Source organism: Spiroplasma endosymbiont of Diplazon laetatorius, assembly GCF_964019625.1.
Taxonomy (GTDB): Bacteria; Bacillota_I; Bacilli_A; order Mycoplasmatales; family Mycoplasmataceae; genus Spiroplasma_A.
In genome coordinates, this window is the sequence record NZ_OZ026458.1 from 503,821 (window position 1) to 520,613 (window position 16,793).

Sequence of the window (16,793 nt, forward strand, 5' to 3'; positions counted from 1 at the left end):
TTTATTATTAACTTTTTTTCATTTTTTTATCAAAAAATATAGACATAGAGCAATTATCAATCTATAATAATTTTTGACTAGGAGTTGAAAAAATGGCAAGTGTTGTTGTACGCGAAGGTGAACCAATCGAAAAAGCACTAAAACGTTTTCAAAAAGTAGCTGCTTCAAACAAATCAGAAGCAAGAAGACGCGAATATCATTTAAGTAAAAAAGAAAAACGTATTTACAAACAAAAACAAAACAGAAAATTTGGATAATTCCAATTTTTTTTAACTTTTTTGCTATTTTTTTGTTTATTATTGACAATTAATATATAATATATTTGTTTAGATAGTAATTAAGGGGGCAATTATGGCATTAAAAGGTACACCAAAAAATTCAAAAACTAACGCAATTCAAAGTTTAAGTTCAACAGGTTCAAGTAAAAAATTAGCAAGTGGTAAAACATTTGAAAGACCAAAGATTTTATACAATGAAGGTGTTTCAAAAATCGAATTACTAAGACAATCTAACTATTTATCTTCAACTAAAAAAGCAAAAGGTGGAAGAGATTTAAGTGCATTACCAGATGGTGTTAGAAAATCAATCGAAGAAAAAGAAAGAATTGCTGCTGCGTTAAAATTTGGTACAAGTAATGACGTTGAAGATATCAGAAAAAGATTCTTAATCGAAAAAAAACCGTTAACTAAAGCAAGAGCTAACGAAATTAGAGATGAAAGAATGGCTTTCTTTAGATCAAACATTGAAAAATCAAGATCAGGAAAAACTAAACTTAACTCATTAAACTATGGTTCAGATAAAGATCCAATTAGACAAATGAGAGAAGAAGAAATGGCTAGAAATAGTAAAAAAGTTAAGGATTCTGTAGCTGCAACTAAAGTTAAAGCAACTAGAAAATCAAAAGATGCCTCAACTACTACAAAAACTACTACTGCTAAAAAAACTACAACAGTTAAAAAAGCAACTACAACTAAAAAACCAGCTGCTAAAAAAACTACAGCTCAGAAATAATTATTGAATGAAACTTAAAAAGTTTCATTTTTTTTATATTTTTATCGACTTTATTAATGAGGTGGAATATGTATTATTTAAGATGTAAATTAAAAGAAATAGAAGATGATTTTATAATTGTTGAATCAAATCAAATTGGTTATAAGGGATATAAATTATTTAAAAGCACTACTAAATTAGAAGAAGAAATGAACTTATTTTTAATTAATTATAAAAATGATTACATAAATGAAATTCTTTTCTTTGACAACAAAGAAACCAGAGATATTTGTGAAATACTTTTAAATATTAAAAATATTGGAATAACAACAATTAAAAAAATATTTGTTAACTTATCACATGAAGAATTTAAAGTTATTTGTAAAGAACAAAAAGTTGAAGAGTTAATAATATCAACCAAGTTATCTGAAACAATTTGTAAAAAAGTTATTCAAGAAGTTAGATCTAAATTATTTAAAGAGAAATATAATTTAAAACAAATGAATGTAATAAATTCTTTAAATAAACTTGGTTATAAAATATCAGATATTTATAAATCAATTCAATCAATAGACTTTAACCTAAACGAGGAGTTAATTTTAGAAAGAGCTATTTTAAATTTAAATACTTATGAAAACTAATATTTTTAGACCATCATGTCTTGATGAATTTATAGGCCAAAAGAATGTAATTGATAATCTAAATGTTTTTGTTCAATCTGCTAATAAGAGAAATAAAAGTTTAGATCACATTCTAATTTATGGATCATCAGGATTAGGAAAAACTAGTTTAGGTTATTTAGTTTCTAAAATAATGAAAAAGAAAATTTATGTTCTTAATGGACCTAGTTTGCAAAAACCAAGTGACATAATTTCTCCTTTAACTTCTTTAAAGGAAAACGAAATACTTTTTATTGATGAAATTCATTCCGTTTCAAAAGAGGTGTTTGAAGTTTTATACCCTGTATTGGAAGATAACAAGTTAAATATAATAATTGGAAAAGAATATAATTCAAAAGTAGTAAATATAAAAATACCCAACTTTACTTTAATAGGAGCAACAACTGAAATAAATAAGTTAAATACTCCATTTATAAATAGATTCCCTATATCTTTTCATTTTAAACACTACAGTGAAAACGAAATATCTGAGATTCTAAAAATTAATTGCAAAAAACTCTCAATAGAATTAGAAGATCAAGTAATTTCTTTTATAGCTAGATTTTGTCAAAATACACCTAGAGTAGCAATTAATCTTTTGAAAAGAATTTATGATTACATAATCATTGTTGATGCAAACAAAGTGGACATAGATTTAATAAAAGATATTTTTAAAAAGTTAGAAATATATGACTTTGGACTAAATTCTCAAGAAGTAAATTACTTAAAACTTTTAAATGAACATAATTTTTTAGGGATAGAAACCATTCAACAAGTATTAGGTTTGCAACAACAAATAATTATTAAAAATATAGAACCTATTTTAATAAGGAATTTTTTAATTGAAAAAACTATAAAAGGTAGAAGAATAACAAGGAAGGGAAAAGAGTGATTAGAGAGTAATTTATAAATGAAAATGGTAAAATTATAAAAATGAGGAAAAAATAATGAAGATAGCAGCTTTTAATGTAATAGATTCTATAGATAAAACAGATTTACAAGAGTTTGAAAATTCAGTTGAGTTTTTTAAAACAAAAGGTTTTAATGTTATAACACCAGAAAATAACCTGGAAGGAAACAAAGAATTAGCTCTTAAAAATGATTTTGAACGAATAATGACAAGAAAACCTTTTCTGGTTTTACCAACTTTTTCAAAAAGAGATGAAATAAACTTCATTAAAAAACCAAACTGAAAAAAAATAACTAAATCTCAATCAATTTTTTGTGGAAATTCATTTGTAACTCCATTCTTAAATGCAATAACTAAATTTACACCAAATGAAGTTTTATACGGACCCAACTTCATAAAGAACTTCAATCTAAACTCGAGAGATTCTATGTATATAAATCTTATTCAAAAAGCTTCTATGAAAAATAATAAAGAAGCTTTAGAACTAACTGATGCTAAATTCTTTGGAAAGAAAAATATAGTTGGTAACTTAATAGGGGGAGAGATCACTTCTTTTAATGAAATGTACTCAACAGGTTACTTACCTAAAGTTAATAAAAACAGTATACTGTTGATAGATGGTATTTTTGAATCAAAAGAAGAATTGGAATATATTGTTGACGACTTGAAAAAACTTAAAATATTAAATAAAGCAAAAGCTATATTAATTTGTGAATCAATTTTAGATAATCAAGAAATTCTTGAAGTTGTATTATCTGGTTTTAAAAAAATTAAGAAAGCAAATATTGTTGTTGGTTTAAAAGGTATGTTATCTGAAGAGATGAATATACTTAGATTAAATAAAGAAATCAAAATTGATTTTAAAGATAACAAAGTAATTCAATAATATTTTTAAGAAAGAAGTAAAGTTATGAATAAAAAGATATGATATAAAAATTGATTGTGATGAACACATTTAAGTTTATTTATTATTTTCTTAACATTCCTTTTGGTTGGTTTGTATATTTGTGTATTTAAGGAATTTTGATATATCCATTATCTTCCGGGAGTTAATCATTACCCTCCATTTCGAGTTGGTAATTTCGATGCATTAATGAGCTTCTTTTCTGTGCAAGTAAACATAATGACAATAGTGTGATTATTGTTTTACTTAATAAACTTTAATAAAAACAAAATGGGTATTTGTTCTACTAGATTTAGAACTGTAATTATGAATCTTAATATAATTGTTTTTACAATATTTTGAATTGGAATAATATATTATGTTTCTGTTGATCCAAATGAACTTTCTAAATATAGTACATGACAAAAAACATGTACAGTTATAACTCACTTTATATCTCCTTTATCTTTATTTGTTATATCTTTCTTTGTGATGGGTGAAGAAAGATATAATTACTTAGATTTTTACAAAAGAAGTGAAGTTTATATAGTTTGTATATATTCATTTTTATATATGATTTATGTCTATGTCAGAGGAAAAATGTATGTAAATGATGGAATGGTTTTATGGGCTTGACCTTATCCTTTCTTAGATTTTCAAAATTTATTTGTCGGTAAGTCAGTTATTGGTTACATGATGCTTTTATCTTTGGTTTTTGTTTTATGAATAATAGCCAATCAAATGTTATTGATTTTATTTAATAACTTAGTTCATAAGTTTAAAACAAATAAAAACACTATCAATTAATTAACCTTCAAAAACATAAAAAAATAGTGTATAATATTGATAAATACATTTTGGAGGGGTTTAAAAATGGATAAAAAAGTATATAACTTAAAAAAATCGAGTTTAGGTAAAGTAACTTTCTTGGATGGAACATCATTCTGTATGGTTCAAGGAAAAGGGGATAATGGTCAATCATTTAGAGATGTTTTAATCGTTAGATCTGCTGAAGAAGCTATTAGAAAGTTCCCACAATGATCATCAGAAGTTGTTTACTCAAACATCGCTGATAAATTAGGAACACACAATAAAATAATTGATTGATTAATTGAAAACTGAATGGAAAATGGTATTGTTTCATTTAAAAATGAAATGTATGAAAACTTCGGATTTGAAGAATTCAAAAACATGGACCCAATTACTTTCATTAAATCAGAACCTGAAATGGTTGCTTTAACATTAGTTCACATTGCAGCTAGATTCACAAACAGTTACTTAAAAATGCCTATTAATGATATTGAAATATCATTAAGATTCATTAAAAACGTTTTAACAATTAACTTCTGAGAAGATGGAAATCCAAAAACAGAAAAACCTCAAATGTAAGAGATTAATATCTCTTTTTTCTTTTTTTTTCTTTTTTATGTCTTGTTAACTTGTTAAAAAATTATCAATACTTTATTTGTTATAATTTAATTGGTGATAAACATTGAAAGCAATACTTAAATACTTAACTTCAATTACTATGGTTACTTCTTCAACTTTAGCAGTAACTGCTTGTGGTGGCACAAATACTACACACAGTTTTTATGAAACTGACTATAATAATGCATTTTCTGCAGTTTTTTCTAGTAAAGAAAAAAAGAATTTTTCAATGTTACCTAACTTAAAACCAAAAGAATTAGAAGTTGAAAAAGCTAATTCTACAAATTTAGATATTTTAAATTTCAAAAATAAAGAATTTAAAATAGATTGTACAAATTACGAATGTAATTCTGTTAATGAATTCAAAGGTAAAAAAATCTCAAAAGAAGAATATAATGGCTTTGAAAATGATCAAAAAATAGCAATTCAATATGCTTTGGATGATTTAGCTTCTTGATTTGTAATTGAACCCAATGAATTTGAAGATTCTTTTTATGATTACAGCAACTTAGAACTTCACTCAAATAATTGAGATAGCACATACTATTTTGATAAATATAAGTTAGAAGATGAATTGGTTTTATGATCAAAACAAAGTACTTTATATATTAAAAACAACGATAAAAGAGTGGATAGCAATTTCCTTTTCTTCGATAAGACAATTAAATTATCAAGTGATTTTATTCAAAAAACACTAAAAGCAAAAGAAGTAACTGTTTCAAATGATGGTTTAAAAATTATTTTTAACGTTAAAAATAATGATGAATTTGATGAAAAACTAAACACTGTAAAAGATATTTTTTGAAATTATCAATCAAATATTAATTTTGAAAAAGATGAAACAGAAAATAGTTGAACTACAAACAATTTAAATAAATTTAAATTAGATTCTTATAGTGTTGAAAAAATCAAAGTCGATTTTATATTATCAGGAGGGCAAGAATAATGAAAAAATTACTTTCAGTTCTTTCAACAATTATGATTTCCTCAACTTCAACACTAACTGTTGCGTGTGACCCCATAGTTTCAATAGCTTCAAAGAGCTATACTGGTGAAACAAAAGATATAAACATATTTTTTGAAGATAATGACACAATTAAACCATATGATTTAAGATATCTTAGATTTATTAATGATTCTTGAGAACATTATGGTTTTGAATCTAGTTTGTCATCAAATAAAGTGGATAAACACAAAACAAATATAGATGAAAACAATAAATTTCTAGAAATTTTAATAGATATATATAAGCCAACAAGAGATGGTAACAATTTAGATTTCACAGGAATGACAATTGTTATTGAAAATATATTCTTAAACTCAATAGTTGTTGTTAGAGATAAAGATGGTAATTATAGTACTCAAATTGAATCTGAATTAGCAATAACAATTAAGAAGGGTTGAAAGGAAACTGGTAAGGTTCTGGCAACAGTTAAAAACATTAATCCTTTAGACAAAAATAGAACTTTTGATTTTATAAATAGAATCATGATGGGAATTGAACCTAGCATAATTGTGAGTGAAGAAAGAAATAAATATGGTGATTTTGAAATACAAGGAAACATTTCTAAAGATATGCAAGATAGATTCTCAAATAAGTTAATTACATCAGCTAATTCAAAATTATCATTAGATTTAACTGGTTTGGTTAGTTTTAATGAAGAAGAAAATTCTATGACAATTGATGGACAAAAATACATATTTAAAGATTAAAAAAAGTAATGCTAGGCATTACTTTTTTTAAATATTTCACTATTTTTGTAAATTTGGTTTATTAACTCAATTTTACCTCTTAACTCTTCACTGATCATTATTCCCTTATTGAAAACTATTATTTTAGATTTTTCATTAATATCTTCAACATTTAAGCCTTCAATTTCGTTTTCATCAATTTCTTGACCAATTATGTTTGCAAAATAGTGTTCAATTATCTCGCTTGCTTCTCTTTTTTTATCAAAGTCAGGGTCGCTTTCAACTATTTGCATTTCTTCTTTATAAAAATCACTTTGTTTTGGATTTTCTACATTTCATTTCTTTAATTTTTCTAAAGTCTTTTCTAAATTTGATTCTAAAATGTATTGTAAATCTTCATATTCAATTTCTTCAATCAAAGTATCTTCACCAAGTTTACTTAATAGTGAATCCATTACATTTAAAGCCTTATCAAGATTTTTTGTAATGTTGTTTATTTGCATTTTCATTATTAATTCAGTTATTTTTTCTTGAATATTGTTTGGATTTTTTTGAATAGTTTCAAGCAATTCTAATTGAGCTGCATCTCCAATGTTTTTTAAATCATCATTTCCCTTAATGTTTAAACTATACTTAGAAATAAAAGCTTTTATTTCGCTGTATTGAGATATTTCGTCAATGTCTAATTTAACTTTGTTTAAAATGTAGTTTGTTACATTTACATCAGGAGTAAAGTCTCCAAACCCTTGATCATTATCTTCTAAAAAACCCGATTTAAAATTATCTATTTTTTCATTAAGAAATTGTTTAAATCATTTAATAGAAATATTATCAATATATTCTTTGAAGTTGTTTGTGTTTTGCATATATTTTCACCTTTAGAAATATAATATCTTATATTAGGTCTTTTTTAAACCCAAAAATATGATATTATCTAAGTAAAGTAGGTATATCAATATGAAAAGAAATTCAATAAAAATTATTGATGATGGGTTCTTTTTATTAAATGAAAATCAGAATTTTAGATTTGACAAAGATGCCTCTAAAAAAATATTAGAAAACATTCAGTTTCCTATAATAGTTTTAGATACAGAATTTTTTAATCATTCACACGATAGTGGTAACAATGATAATAAATTGTACAGTGACTCAAACAAGGATTTGGTTTATGTCATTCAGTATTCGTTTGCAAAATCTTTAAAGGAGATTTCCAATAGAGATAATAAAAAGGCTATTAAATCAATTACAATAAAGAGAAATTTTAATGATAAAACATATGACTTTTTTGATCAATATTCAAAAATGATTATTTCGTTTTTAAATATGTGTAGAAATAAAGAAATTAGAACAATAGTTTGTGCTGGAGCAAGCAATGATATTAAGATAATTAATCAATGAATTAATGAAAATAAGAAATTATTTGCAAGAAAAACATTGAAAATGGCGTTTTATAATAAAGAATCAAAAGAATTAAATGCTAATTACTTTGATATATATGATATTTTAGAAAAAACATTCTCTTTTTCAAATACAACCAGAACTGGAGAAGAGTTTTGAAAAAGAGAAAACTTACCTAAAGGTAAACAAAGTGATGAAATGATTGCTTTGACTGGATCTAAAAAGTTCTTTGACTGATTTGAAGATATAAGTCACAACTTACTAAAAGATGAAAAAGAGGATATCTATACAATGTGTTGTAATGCTTATTCTTTCTTTTCAAAATCAGTAAATGCAAAAATTGATTTTGAAGAATATAAATCAATGAACAAAAACATCAAAAGAGTTATAGATCACTGTTATAACGATGTACTTAAAGTATTAGAATTCTTATCTTTTGTATATGAGTTTACTCATGTACCATATTCAAAAAACTCTTATATAAAAAAATATTAGTTTTGTAAGAAAATATAATATAAGAAAATTGGTATAATTATATTGTTAATTTGAGGTGGAAAAAATAATGGCAAATAAAAAAGGTAATAATTTCTTATTGTTAAACTATTTTAAACCATCTATCTATCTTGAAAGTTATGAAAAAGTTAACTTAGCTTCACTTAAAAATAGTGGTATTAAACTTGTTATGTGTGATATGGATAACACTTTAATAGGTTGAAACGAAAGAATACCATCTCCTGATGTAATTGAATTTGTGAAGAACGTTTATTCACAAAATATGGAGTTTGTATTGTTTTCAAACAATATCAGAAGTAGGGTTGAAAACTTTGCTAAAAAAGCAGGTATTAAAAATTACTTTTGAGATTGCAAAAAACCATTACTTGGTAAAATGAAAATAGTTAAGAAACTTTTCAAATACAAAGAAGAAGAAATGATCTTAATCGGTGATCAATTAGTAACTGATGTACTTGTGGCAAATAGGGCTCACATCAAAAGTATTTTAGTTTCACCATTAAGTAGAAATAAAGAAGAGAGCAAAACAGTTCAATTCTTAGAAAAACATATTTTAAAGAAACTTTCACAAAAGAATATTCTTCATGAAGGTTTTTATAACGAAGGGGAAATAGGGGGTAATTATGAAATTCTCTAATGATAAAATTACTGAAATTGAAAAACAAATAGAAGAACTTGAAGATCAAGCTCTTCAAATGAACGCTGTCGCAGAACCAACAATTAAAGTTAAGCAAAAAAACAAAGTTACTTTAACTGAAGCAAAACCAGGAGTTGGAAATACAACAAACTATAATTCAACAGGTCCTAAAAAATGTATTGGTTGTGGAAGAGAATTACAAACAACTGATGACAGACTTCCAGGATTTAGTTTAAACATTGAAAAACAAGATTTATGTTTAAGATGTTTCAAAATTAAATACTATAACAAATTAGTTGAACAAGAAATCAATGATCAAGATTTTGTCGATATTATTGATGAGATAAACTCAACAAAAAATAAGATTAGATATTATTATGTTGTTGATATCTTCGACCTACCAGGAAGTAGATTAACTTGATTAGAACAATTAATTTCTAAAAAAGAAGTTGTTATTTTAGTTAATAAAATAGATTTATTCCCAAAATCAGTTAAAAAAGCAAAAATATTTAATTATGTTAAAAAATTCTTTGAAAACTCACCAATTAAGAATTCAAAAATTTTATTAACAAGTTCAATTAAATCAGACTATGTTTATGCACTTGTGAATGAATTAAAATCTGTTGAATATGATCAATATATTGTAGGTATTTCAAATGCAGGTAAATCAAGTTTAATGAACGCATGTTTAAAACTTAACCAACAAATACCTTCAATTGTAACTTCTAAATATGTAAATACTACTTTAGATAAAATCAAAATTAACTTTACAGAGAAAAACTTTGTCTATGATACACCAGGACTTGTAAAACATAACCACATAGCTATTGCAACTGCACCAAGTTATTGAGATTTCTTTTTCTTTCAAAAAGAAATTAAACAAGTTACTTATCAATTGAACCAAGGACAATCAATTTTCTATGGAGGTCTTGCTTGATTCACTTTTGAAGAAGGGCAAGCTTATAATGAAAAAAATGGAAAAGAAGCAAAAACTGGTTTCCATTTATATGTAAATAAACAATTGCCTCTACATAGAACAAAAGCAGAAAATGCTCAAAGTTACTTTAGAAAAAATCGTCATACTTTAGCTCCAAGATTGCTGGACAAAGATATTGATTTTGAAACACATACATTTACCTATGATTCAGAAAGAAAAGTTGATTTACACATTTCTGGTTTAGGATGAATTAATTTCAAATCATATAAAGGTATGAAATTATCTATTACAGTTCCAAAAACAGAATATGGTGTTAAAGTTACAGAACTTGAAGCATTAATCTAGTAAAAATATTTTATAAAAAAAAAATATTTTTTTTTTTTTTTTAATTATAATTATTGTTAAGGGGGATAAAATGAGGAAATTAATATTCTGTTTGTTAGCTTTAACAAACACAATGCCTTTTTTGTTATACACAGTTTCTTGTGGATCTAACATTAAAGATTATGGTACAGATTTGTCAAAAATTGGGGACTATAATTGAAAAAATGAGGAACCATATTATAAAGGTCATAGCGAAAACAATGCATTAGAGATTCCAAAAGTGTCATTGGAATCTAACTTAAAAATGAATAACGAAAGAAACTTTTTAGACTATAAAGAATTCAATACTGGTTATAAGACTTCTAGTGAAGTACATAAGCAATCACCAACAGGTGTACCTTTGAATTCAAAATTCATGCCTAATGGAAATAGAAAAAAAGATATTATGTCAATCAAAAGAAATGAAATTTTCGATAGAACAAATAGTTTTCTTGATTGAAATTTTAGCAGTGACTTAGATGCTAAATACAACAAATCAAGAATAGAATTACAAAAAACAACAAAAGTTGCTTCTAAATGGGTTGAATCACAAGATCCAAAAATAAAAGAAATGAACATGTCTGTTCTGGCAAATCACACTTCAAATGAAAATACAATTGTAGGGAACCACAGAACATATTATAGAAGTTTCAATAACTATCAATATAATGATATTTTAGTTTCTTGAGCAGGAGCTGCTGATGAAGGGATAATAGTTCCACCAGCTAAAAATGAAGTTGAAAAAGCACATATAAATGGAACTAAGATATTAGGAAACATTTTCCTAGATGGTTACCACGGTTTAACAAGACAAATGTTAACTGATTTTTTAAAAAAGGATTCAGCTGGTCAATATTTAATTGTAGATATTTTAATTAATTTAGCTCTTGAATTAGGGTTCGATGGTTGATTCTGAAATAATGAACCTAATGGTTATTTTTATAATGGATATATTTTAAAATATGAAATTGTAGAAGAAACAATGAAACAATGAAACAATAAAGTTAAAAATTCAAGTGACGAGAGAGTTAAAGATTTAATTTTATTCTCTTATAAAAATGATGGAACTTTGGAACTCGATTCTGATGGCAAACCCATAAGTAAAGAATCAATTGCTTTAAAAGAAAATAGTGATTATTTTCAAAGTGATTTTGGTGTTACACCAAATAAATCAATTAAATACTTAGAAAACCAACAAAAACCTATTGATTCTCATGAAATATATAACATGTATAATTTAGGTGGTTGAATAAATGGTGATATTTTTTACAATGAAAATTTAATTGGTAAAAGAGATCTTAGAGATTTAGTTTATATACATTTAGATCCAGAAGGAAAAGAATATATAGATTTTGAAACTGAAAAAAGAGATAAAAACAGTAACAAATGAACTTATAAAGAAGATGAGTCTATAAATTCTCTTTCAATTTTTGCTGGTCACACAGCAAGTGATTTAGCAGAAAGAGAAGCTAAGAAATTAGGAAATACACAAGCTTCTGATATTTATGCAATGGCTAAAACCAATTATTATGATGATATGGTATATACAGGTCACAATAGACAATTATCAGAAAGTGATTATGGTTCTATTTCATATGATACAAGTACTTTTGAAGAAGGTATGAGTTATGGTGTTGGTAATTTAGTACAAGAAAAAACTTTATTAAATGATGAAAATGAATCATTCTTTACTAATTTTTCAACAGGTAATGGTGCTAAGTTTGCAACATTAACTGGATACACTGAAAATGGAGTAGTTTTAAGAAACGTTGAAGAAAATTATCCTTGAACAAATACAAATATAGCTGATGCTCAACCCACTTATAAATGAATGGTTAGCGAAGTTGAAGGGGATAAAGAAAATAAAGTTAATAGTTCAGAAATAAGTGGTTATTATGATTATTACGAGCCTTTCTTAAAAGGAAATTCTATTGCTCTTGGTGGTGGAATTGATGAAACTAATGGGCAAATAAAAGATGCTAAATTCACAAGCGGTAAAACTTATAATTGAATGATAATGGGAAGTAACTATAAAAACAAGTATTTAAATGTTTCTTTTGTTTATAAATCAAATGATGAAGAATTAAAACCTAAAATATTATTTGAAGAAGTTAGTTCTGGAGAACAAAAACTACAAGCGATGGATGGAGACATCAAAGACATTGGTGGTGGATGAAGAGAAATAAGTTCAAATATTAAATCATCTAATACAATTGGTAAGATAGGACTTCAATTCCAACCAAATAAAGATGCAAAAATAAACGTTGGACAATTGTCAGTTAATCAAAATAAAATAAATACAAATTACAATCAAAACGAAATTAATTTTAATTCTGAATTAGTTATCGACAGAAATAATGGTTACAAAAATTATAGAATCAACTTTGATAATTTAATTGATTCAAAAGATATATATTCTTACTATGAACTTTATTATGAAAATGAAGGTAAAATTTATAGAGTTGGTGAAACTAATTCAGAAAACTTATACTTAAAAGACATACCAGATTCATCTAAAAATATATACATAAAAGTACAAAATAATGCTTCTAAAAAAATAGAATGAATAAAATTGAAAGTCGGGGAATAGAAAAATGTTAGAAATAAAAAACTTATCCAAAAATATAGGTAAGAATAAAATATTAAATAACATAAATCTTAAAATACAAACAGGAGAGTGTGTTGGTATTTTAGGATCTAACGGAGCTGGTAAAACAACTCTAATGGAATGTATTGTAGGACAAATAAAACCTACATCAGGAGAAATTCTTGTTGATGGTGAAAAAGAGTCATTTAAAAAATTTGGGATTCAATTTCAAGAAGGTATTTGACCAATGGGTGTTAACTCTAAAATATTAATAAAGTTTTTTAAAAAAAATTGATTTAAAGAATTAGATCCACACACAAAAGAATTGATAAAAATATTTGAAATTGAAAGCTTCTTAAATAAAGATTTAAATAATTTAAGTGGTGGTCAAAAGCAAAGAATAAATACTTTTTTAGCTGTTGTTAATAATCCCAAATATATATTTCTTGATGAAATGATAACTGGTTTGGATTTAAAAATGCAGTTAAAGTTAATAGAATTTTTCAAAACATATAAATTTCAAGGAAAAACTATTGTAGTAATTTCTCATATACCCGAAGAGGTTGAGGAATTATGTGATAGATTAGTAATATTAAAAAAAGGTGAAATATTTTTAGATGAAAAAATAAGTGAAATTATAAAAAAATATGGAAGTGTTAGAAAATTATTAATAAACTATTATGAAAGTGAAAATAAATAATATGGAAAAAAATCAAAATAGCTTTATCAAGTTTAACAAAAATTTTCTTAATAATTTCTTATTAATTTCAGGTTCGGTTTTAAAAAATTTTAGAACATACGTTTACTTATTTTTCATTCCAATATTTTTCCTTGCTGTTTATTCATGATTTACTGGTGGTAACCAAGCGAATTTTAGAGTTCCAAAATTATTTTTATTTATGTTGATCCCAACATACTCAATAATTTTTTTAGTAAACATTTCAATCTCTGAATGAAAAAATTCAGTATTCCTAAAAAGAATACACAGTGCAGGTGTTTCTAAACTTGAATTTTTAATAGCTATATGAGCATTTAACTTAATAGCTGGATTAATATCTTTTGGTATTGGTATTTTATCAATATATTTACTTGGTATTTTATATTTTAAACCTGGTGAAGAAAGCATTTCATCGCTGTTTAATCTAATCACATTTGGTGAATGAATGGGGATACTTTATGCTGTTTTCCTAAATATCTTTATTTCGATAGCTATAGGAACAATAATAAGTGGACTTATTAAAAGTGTTGCACTTTCTCAAAGTATTTCAATTATAGTTGTGGGTGTATGTATTGTGTTTTCAGACAATTTATTACCCATAGAATTAATGTCTTTAAATAAAGGTCTTTTAATATTTAGTTATTTTATACCTCAAAAACATAGTGTTTGAGTTGGATTAATAGTATCTTCAGCACATAAATTGGATTGAATTGTAGAGAATCCAGATAGAAGATACATAAGTTTCAACTATAATCTAACATTAGTTAGTTTCACATCATTGATATATACATCATTATTAATGGTGGGTGCATACTTTTCATTTGGGTGAAATAACAAAAAATAGTTTAAAAATTAAAAAATTTTATACTATTAATTTAAGAAAAGTGTTATATTTATATTAACAATGTTTATGGAGGGTATCAAATGAAATTAATTTTAGCTATTGAAGTAGGTGTATCATCATCAAAGGTTGGTTTAGTAAACCAATATGGGGATTTACAAGCTAAGTTTTCAGTTGATCACGACCTAAACAACCTTATTCCTAATTTACATGACAAAATAATGGATGGTTTAGAAGCTATTGGAATTAACTACGAAGAAGAAATTGAAAAAATTGGATTAGCAATGGGTGGATATATCGACCATATGTTAGGTATAGTTAGATATTCTGCTAACTTAGATTTAAAAAACTACAACATTAAAGAAGTTGCAGAAGAATTATTCAAAAAACCTATTTTTGTAATAAACGATGCTAACGCAAGTGCTTTAGGAGAATTTTGAACTGGTGTTGCAAAACAATATGATTCAATTATCTTTTACTACATTGATCAAGGAATTGGTGGGGCAGTAATTACTGAAGGTAAATTAGCTCCAGGTTCAAGAGGTTTTGCAGGAGAATTTGGTCATGGAGGAGGAATCTTCCAAACTAAATATGAATGTTCTTGTGGATTAGTTGGATGTATTGAACCAATGTCATCAACTAATGGTATTGAAAACCACTTTAAAGAAACATTCAAAAACAAAAAAAATCATCCAGCATTAGACTTTTTTAATAACCCAGAAACAATTACTTTTAAAGAAATTGTTGAAGTTTATGAAGAAAAAGGATATCCATATGAAATTGGTGATTTATTAGAAGAAGCTTTAGAACCAATTGTTATGCATATGGCATCAATGATTAACGCTTTAGATCCAGAAGCTATAATTTTAGCTGGTGGATTAACACATCTTGGAGATAAATTAATTGAAATTATTCATACAAACATTAAAAAATACATTATTGATATGTTTGCAGAAGAATTAACTATTGAAATTGCTGAATTAGGAAATGATTCAACAATGATCGGTAGTGCATATTACGCATTAAATGATTGAAAAATATTCTAATTTTCAATCATTTTTTTATGAAAGGATTTTAATATGGAAGAATTACTTAAAAGAATTAACGAACTTGCAGCAATTGCAAAGCAAAGAGAATTAACTGCAGAAGAACTTGAAGAAAGAGCTAAATTAAGAGAAGAATACATTAAATTATTTAGAGCAGGATTTGAGCAACAATTAGAAAACACTATTTTTGTTGATGAAAATGGAAATGAAATAAACAGAAACACTAAAAAGTAGCACCTATCAATTTGTGCTACTTTTTTATATAATTACTCTAAGCCTTAAAATAATAAGGCGAAGGGGGTAATTTATGAAAAAATTACTAGGAATGTTAGGTGCAGTTGCTTTAGTTGCAACAACAAGCTCTGCAGTTACATCTTGTGGAATAGGAAATTATGGTATAGAAAAAAATGTTTCTATTGATGAATATAACTTAAAACAAGATGTTACATTTATTATTAATTCAGAATTGGTTGACGGTGATTCAATAAAAGTTACTGTTGATAAGGATTCTGATCTTAACCCAAAAATAGACACTAAAGTTGATGGTAAAAATCTAATTGTAACTATTGGATTTGAAAAATCTAATTTACCTTTAGTTAAAAAAAGCACAAAAATATATGTAAGTGTTTTAAGAGGTGAAACTAATTTTGAAGAGACTGTAGGTACAATAAAACTTACAGTTTCTCCAATATTAAAACAACTCTCAAGTGTCTTAAAAACATCTGACTTAAAATATATTGATGATAATTCAGAATCAACAATTATAAAATTAATAGATGAACAAAATCCTTTAGCAAAAGGTAATTATAAGTTAAGTGAAATAACACAAGTTTCAGCAAAAGCTACTGGAATAGGAGATTTCAAAGGAACAGTTAATATAAGCTTTGAAATAATATGTGACATTGAATTAGATAAATATTCAATCAAATTAGACAGAGCAACTAATCCATCTGAAGAAGTAACTATTTTAAATTATGATGAATTAAAAAATGTTTCTGTAAGTAATGTAGGTAGTGTTGCTGTGACATTTGAGAAAAAAGATAACAAAATAATAATCAGAGCAAATTCTAATGGAACTTCAGTGATCGAAGTTAGAGCAGATAATGCCAAGGAAATAAAGAAAATAAATATTTCTGTAAAATATAACTAAAATAACTTATAAATATGCAAAAAAACCTTAACCAATAAGGTTTT

The 16,793-nt window shown here is 25.5% G+C and carries 19 protein-coding genes; 18 read left to right on the forward strand and 1 reads right to left on the reverse strand.

All coding sequences use genetic code 4. The features are described 5' to 3' along the window. Positions 1–92 precede the first annotated feature (92 nt). The 9 genes from rpsU to AACL10_RS02445 all read left to right on the forward strand — a co-directional run bounded on the left by rpsU (position 93) and on the right by AACL10_RS02445 (position 6,583). The gene (gene rpsU, locus AACL10_RS02405) at positions 93–257 is read left to right on the forward strand and encodes a 30S ribosomal protein S21 (protein ID WP_101780700.1); all 165 of its coding nucleotides are present in this window, start codon (positions 93–95) and stop codon (positions 255–257) included. Between the two features lie 94 nt (positions 258–351). After that, positions 352–1,011, forward strand: coding sequence for a hypothetical protein (locus AACL10_RS02410; RefSeq protein ID WP_338984255.1), 660 nt, complete (start codon positions 352–354; stop codon positions 1,009–1,011). A gap of 68 nt (positions 1,012–1,079) precedes the next feature. Further along, positions 1,080–1,631: a hypothetical protein gene (locus tag AACL10_RS02415; RefSeq protein WP_338984256.1), complete on the forward strand. Its 552-nt coding sequence runs from the start codon at positions 1,080–1,082 to the stop codon at positions 1,629–1,631. Beyond that, on the forward strand, positions 1,621–2,559 hold the full coding sequence (gene ruvB / locus AACL10_RS02420) for a Holliday junction branch migration DNA helicase RuvB (RefSeq protein WP_338984257.1): 939 nt from the start codon (positions 1,621–1,623) through the stop codon (positions 2,557–2,559). Before AACL10_RS02415 ends, ruvB begins: the two co-directional genes overlap by 11 nt. A 37-nt stretch (positions 2,560–2,596) precedes the next feature. After that, positions 2,597–3,445, forward strand: a complete 849-nt coding sequence (locus AACL10_RS02425) for a hypothetical protein (protein ID WP_338984258.1) — start codon at positions 2,597–2,599, stop codon at positions 3,443–3,445. A gap of 222 nt (positions 3,446–3,667) precedes the next feature. Beyond that, a complete protein-coding gene (locus AACL10_RS02430) occupies positions 3,668–4,249 on the forward strand; it encodes a hypothetical protein (protein ID WP_338984259.1) in 582 nt (193 codons plus the stop codon). Positions 4,250–4,315: 66 nt separating this feature from the next. Continuing rightward, complete coding sequence (locus AACL10_RS02435) at positions 4,316–4,831, forward strand: hypothetical protein (RefSeq protein WP_338984260.1); 516 nt, start codon at positions 4,316–4,318, stop codon at positions 4,829–4,831. A 103-nt stretch (positions 4,832–4,934) separates the two neighbouring features. Then, positions 4,935–5,816: a hypothetical protein gene (locus AACL10_RS02440; RefSeq protein WP_338984261.1), complete on the forward strand. Its 882-nt coding sequence runs from the start codon at positions 4,935–4,937 to the stop codon at positions 5,814–5,816. Then, positions 5,816–6,583: a hypothetical protein gene (locus AACL10_RS02445; protein WP_338984262.1), complete on the forward strand. Its 768-nt coding sequence runs from the start codon at positions 5,816–5,818 to the stop codon at positions 6,581–6,583. The genes AACL10_RS02440 and AACL10_RS02445 overlap by 1 nt, the downstream gene beginning before the upstream one ends. Positions 6,584–6,594: 11 nt before the next feature. Here the strand turns inward: AACL10_RS02445 and AACL10_RS02450 are convergent, their stop codons facing one another. Beyond that, positions 6,595–7,428: a hypothetical protein gene (locus tag AACL10_RS02450; RefSeq protein ID WP_338984263.1), complete on the reverse strand. Its 834-nt coding sequence runs from the start codon at positions 7,426–7,428 to the stop codon at positions 6,595–6,597. Between the two features lie 91 nt (positions 7,429–7,519). Between AACL10_RS02450 and AACL10_RS02455 the strand changes: the two genes are divergently transcribed. The 9 genes from AACL10_RS02455 to AACL10_RS02495 all read left to right on the forward strand — a co-directional run bounded on the left by AACL10_RS02455 (position 7,520) and on the right by AACL10_RS02495 (position 16,749). Next, positions 7,520–8,455, forward strand: a complete 936-nt coding sequence (locus tag AACL10_RS02455; protein WP_338984264.1) for a hypothetical protein — start codon at positions 7,520–7,522, stop codon at positions 8,453–8,455. Positions 8,456–8,522: 67 nt separating this feature from the next. Next, on the forward strand, positions 8,523–9,107 hold the full coding sequence (locus AACL10_RS02460) for a YqeG family HAD IIIA-type phosphatase (protein WP_338984265.1): 585 nt from the start codon (positions 8,523–8,525) through the stop codon (positions 9,105–9,107). Next, a complete protein-coding gene (yqeH, locus tag AACL10_RS02465; protein WP_338984266.1) occupies positions 9,094–10,389 on the forward strand; it encodes a ribosome biogenesis GTPase YqeH in 1,296 nt (431 codons plus the stop codon). Before AACL10_RS02460 ends, yqeH begins: the two co-directional genes overlap by 14 nt. Before the next feature lie 70 nt (positions 10,390–10,459). Continuing rightward, positions 10,460–12,997, forward strand: coding sequence for an endo-beta-N-acetylglucosaminidase (locus tag AACL10_RS02470; protein WP_338984267.1), 2,538 nt, complete (start codon positions 10,460–10,462; stop codon positions 12,995–12,997). Between the two features lie 4 nt (positions 12,998–13,001). Beyond that, positions 13,002–13,694: an ABC transporter ATP-binding protein gene (locus tag AACL10_RS02475; protein WP_338984268.1), complete on the forward strand. Its 693-nt coding sequence runs from the start codon at positions 13,002–13,004 to the stop codon at positions 13,692–13,694. Position 13,695: 1 nt separating this feature from the next. Next, positions 13,696–14,556 carry a hypothetical protein gene (locus AACL10_RS02480; RefSeq protein ID WP_338984269.1) on the forward strand — a complete coding sequence of 287 codons (861 nt, stop codon included), beginning with the start codon at positions 13,696–13,698 and terminating at the stop codon, positions 14,554–14,556. Between the two features lie 80 nt (positions 14,557–14,636). Continuing rightward, the gene (locus tag AACL10_RS02485; protein WP_338984270.1) at positions 14,637–15,599 is read left to right on the forward strand and encodes an ROK family protein; all 963 of its coding nucleotides are present in this window, start codon (positions 14,637–14,639) and stop codon (positions 15,597–15,599) included. A gap of 33 nt (positions 15,600–15,632) precedes the next feature. After that, positions 15,633–15,833, forward strand: a complete 201-nt coding sequence (locus AACL10_RS02490) for a DUF896 domain-containing protein (RefSeq protein WP_338984271.1) — start codon at positions 15,633–15,635, stop codon at positions 15,831–15,833. Between the two features lie 73 nt (positions 15,834–15,906). After that, positions 15,907–16,749 carry a lipoprotein gene (locus AACL10_RS02495; RefSeq protein ID WP_338984272.1) on the forward strand — a complete coding sequence of 281 codons (843 nt, stop codon included), beginning with the start codon at positions 15,907–15,909 and terminating at the stop codon, positions 16,747–16,749. Positions 16,750–16,793 lie beyond the last annotated feature (44 nt).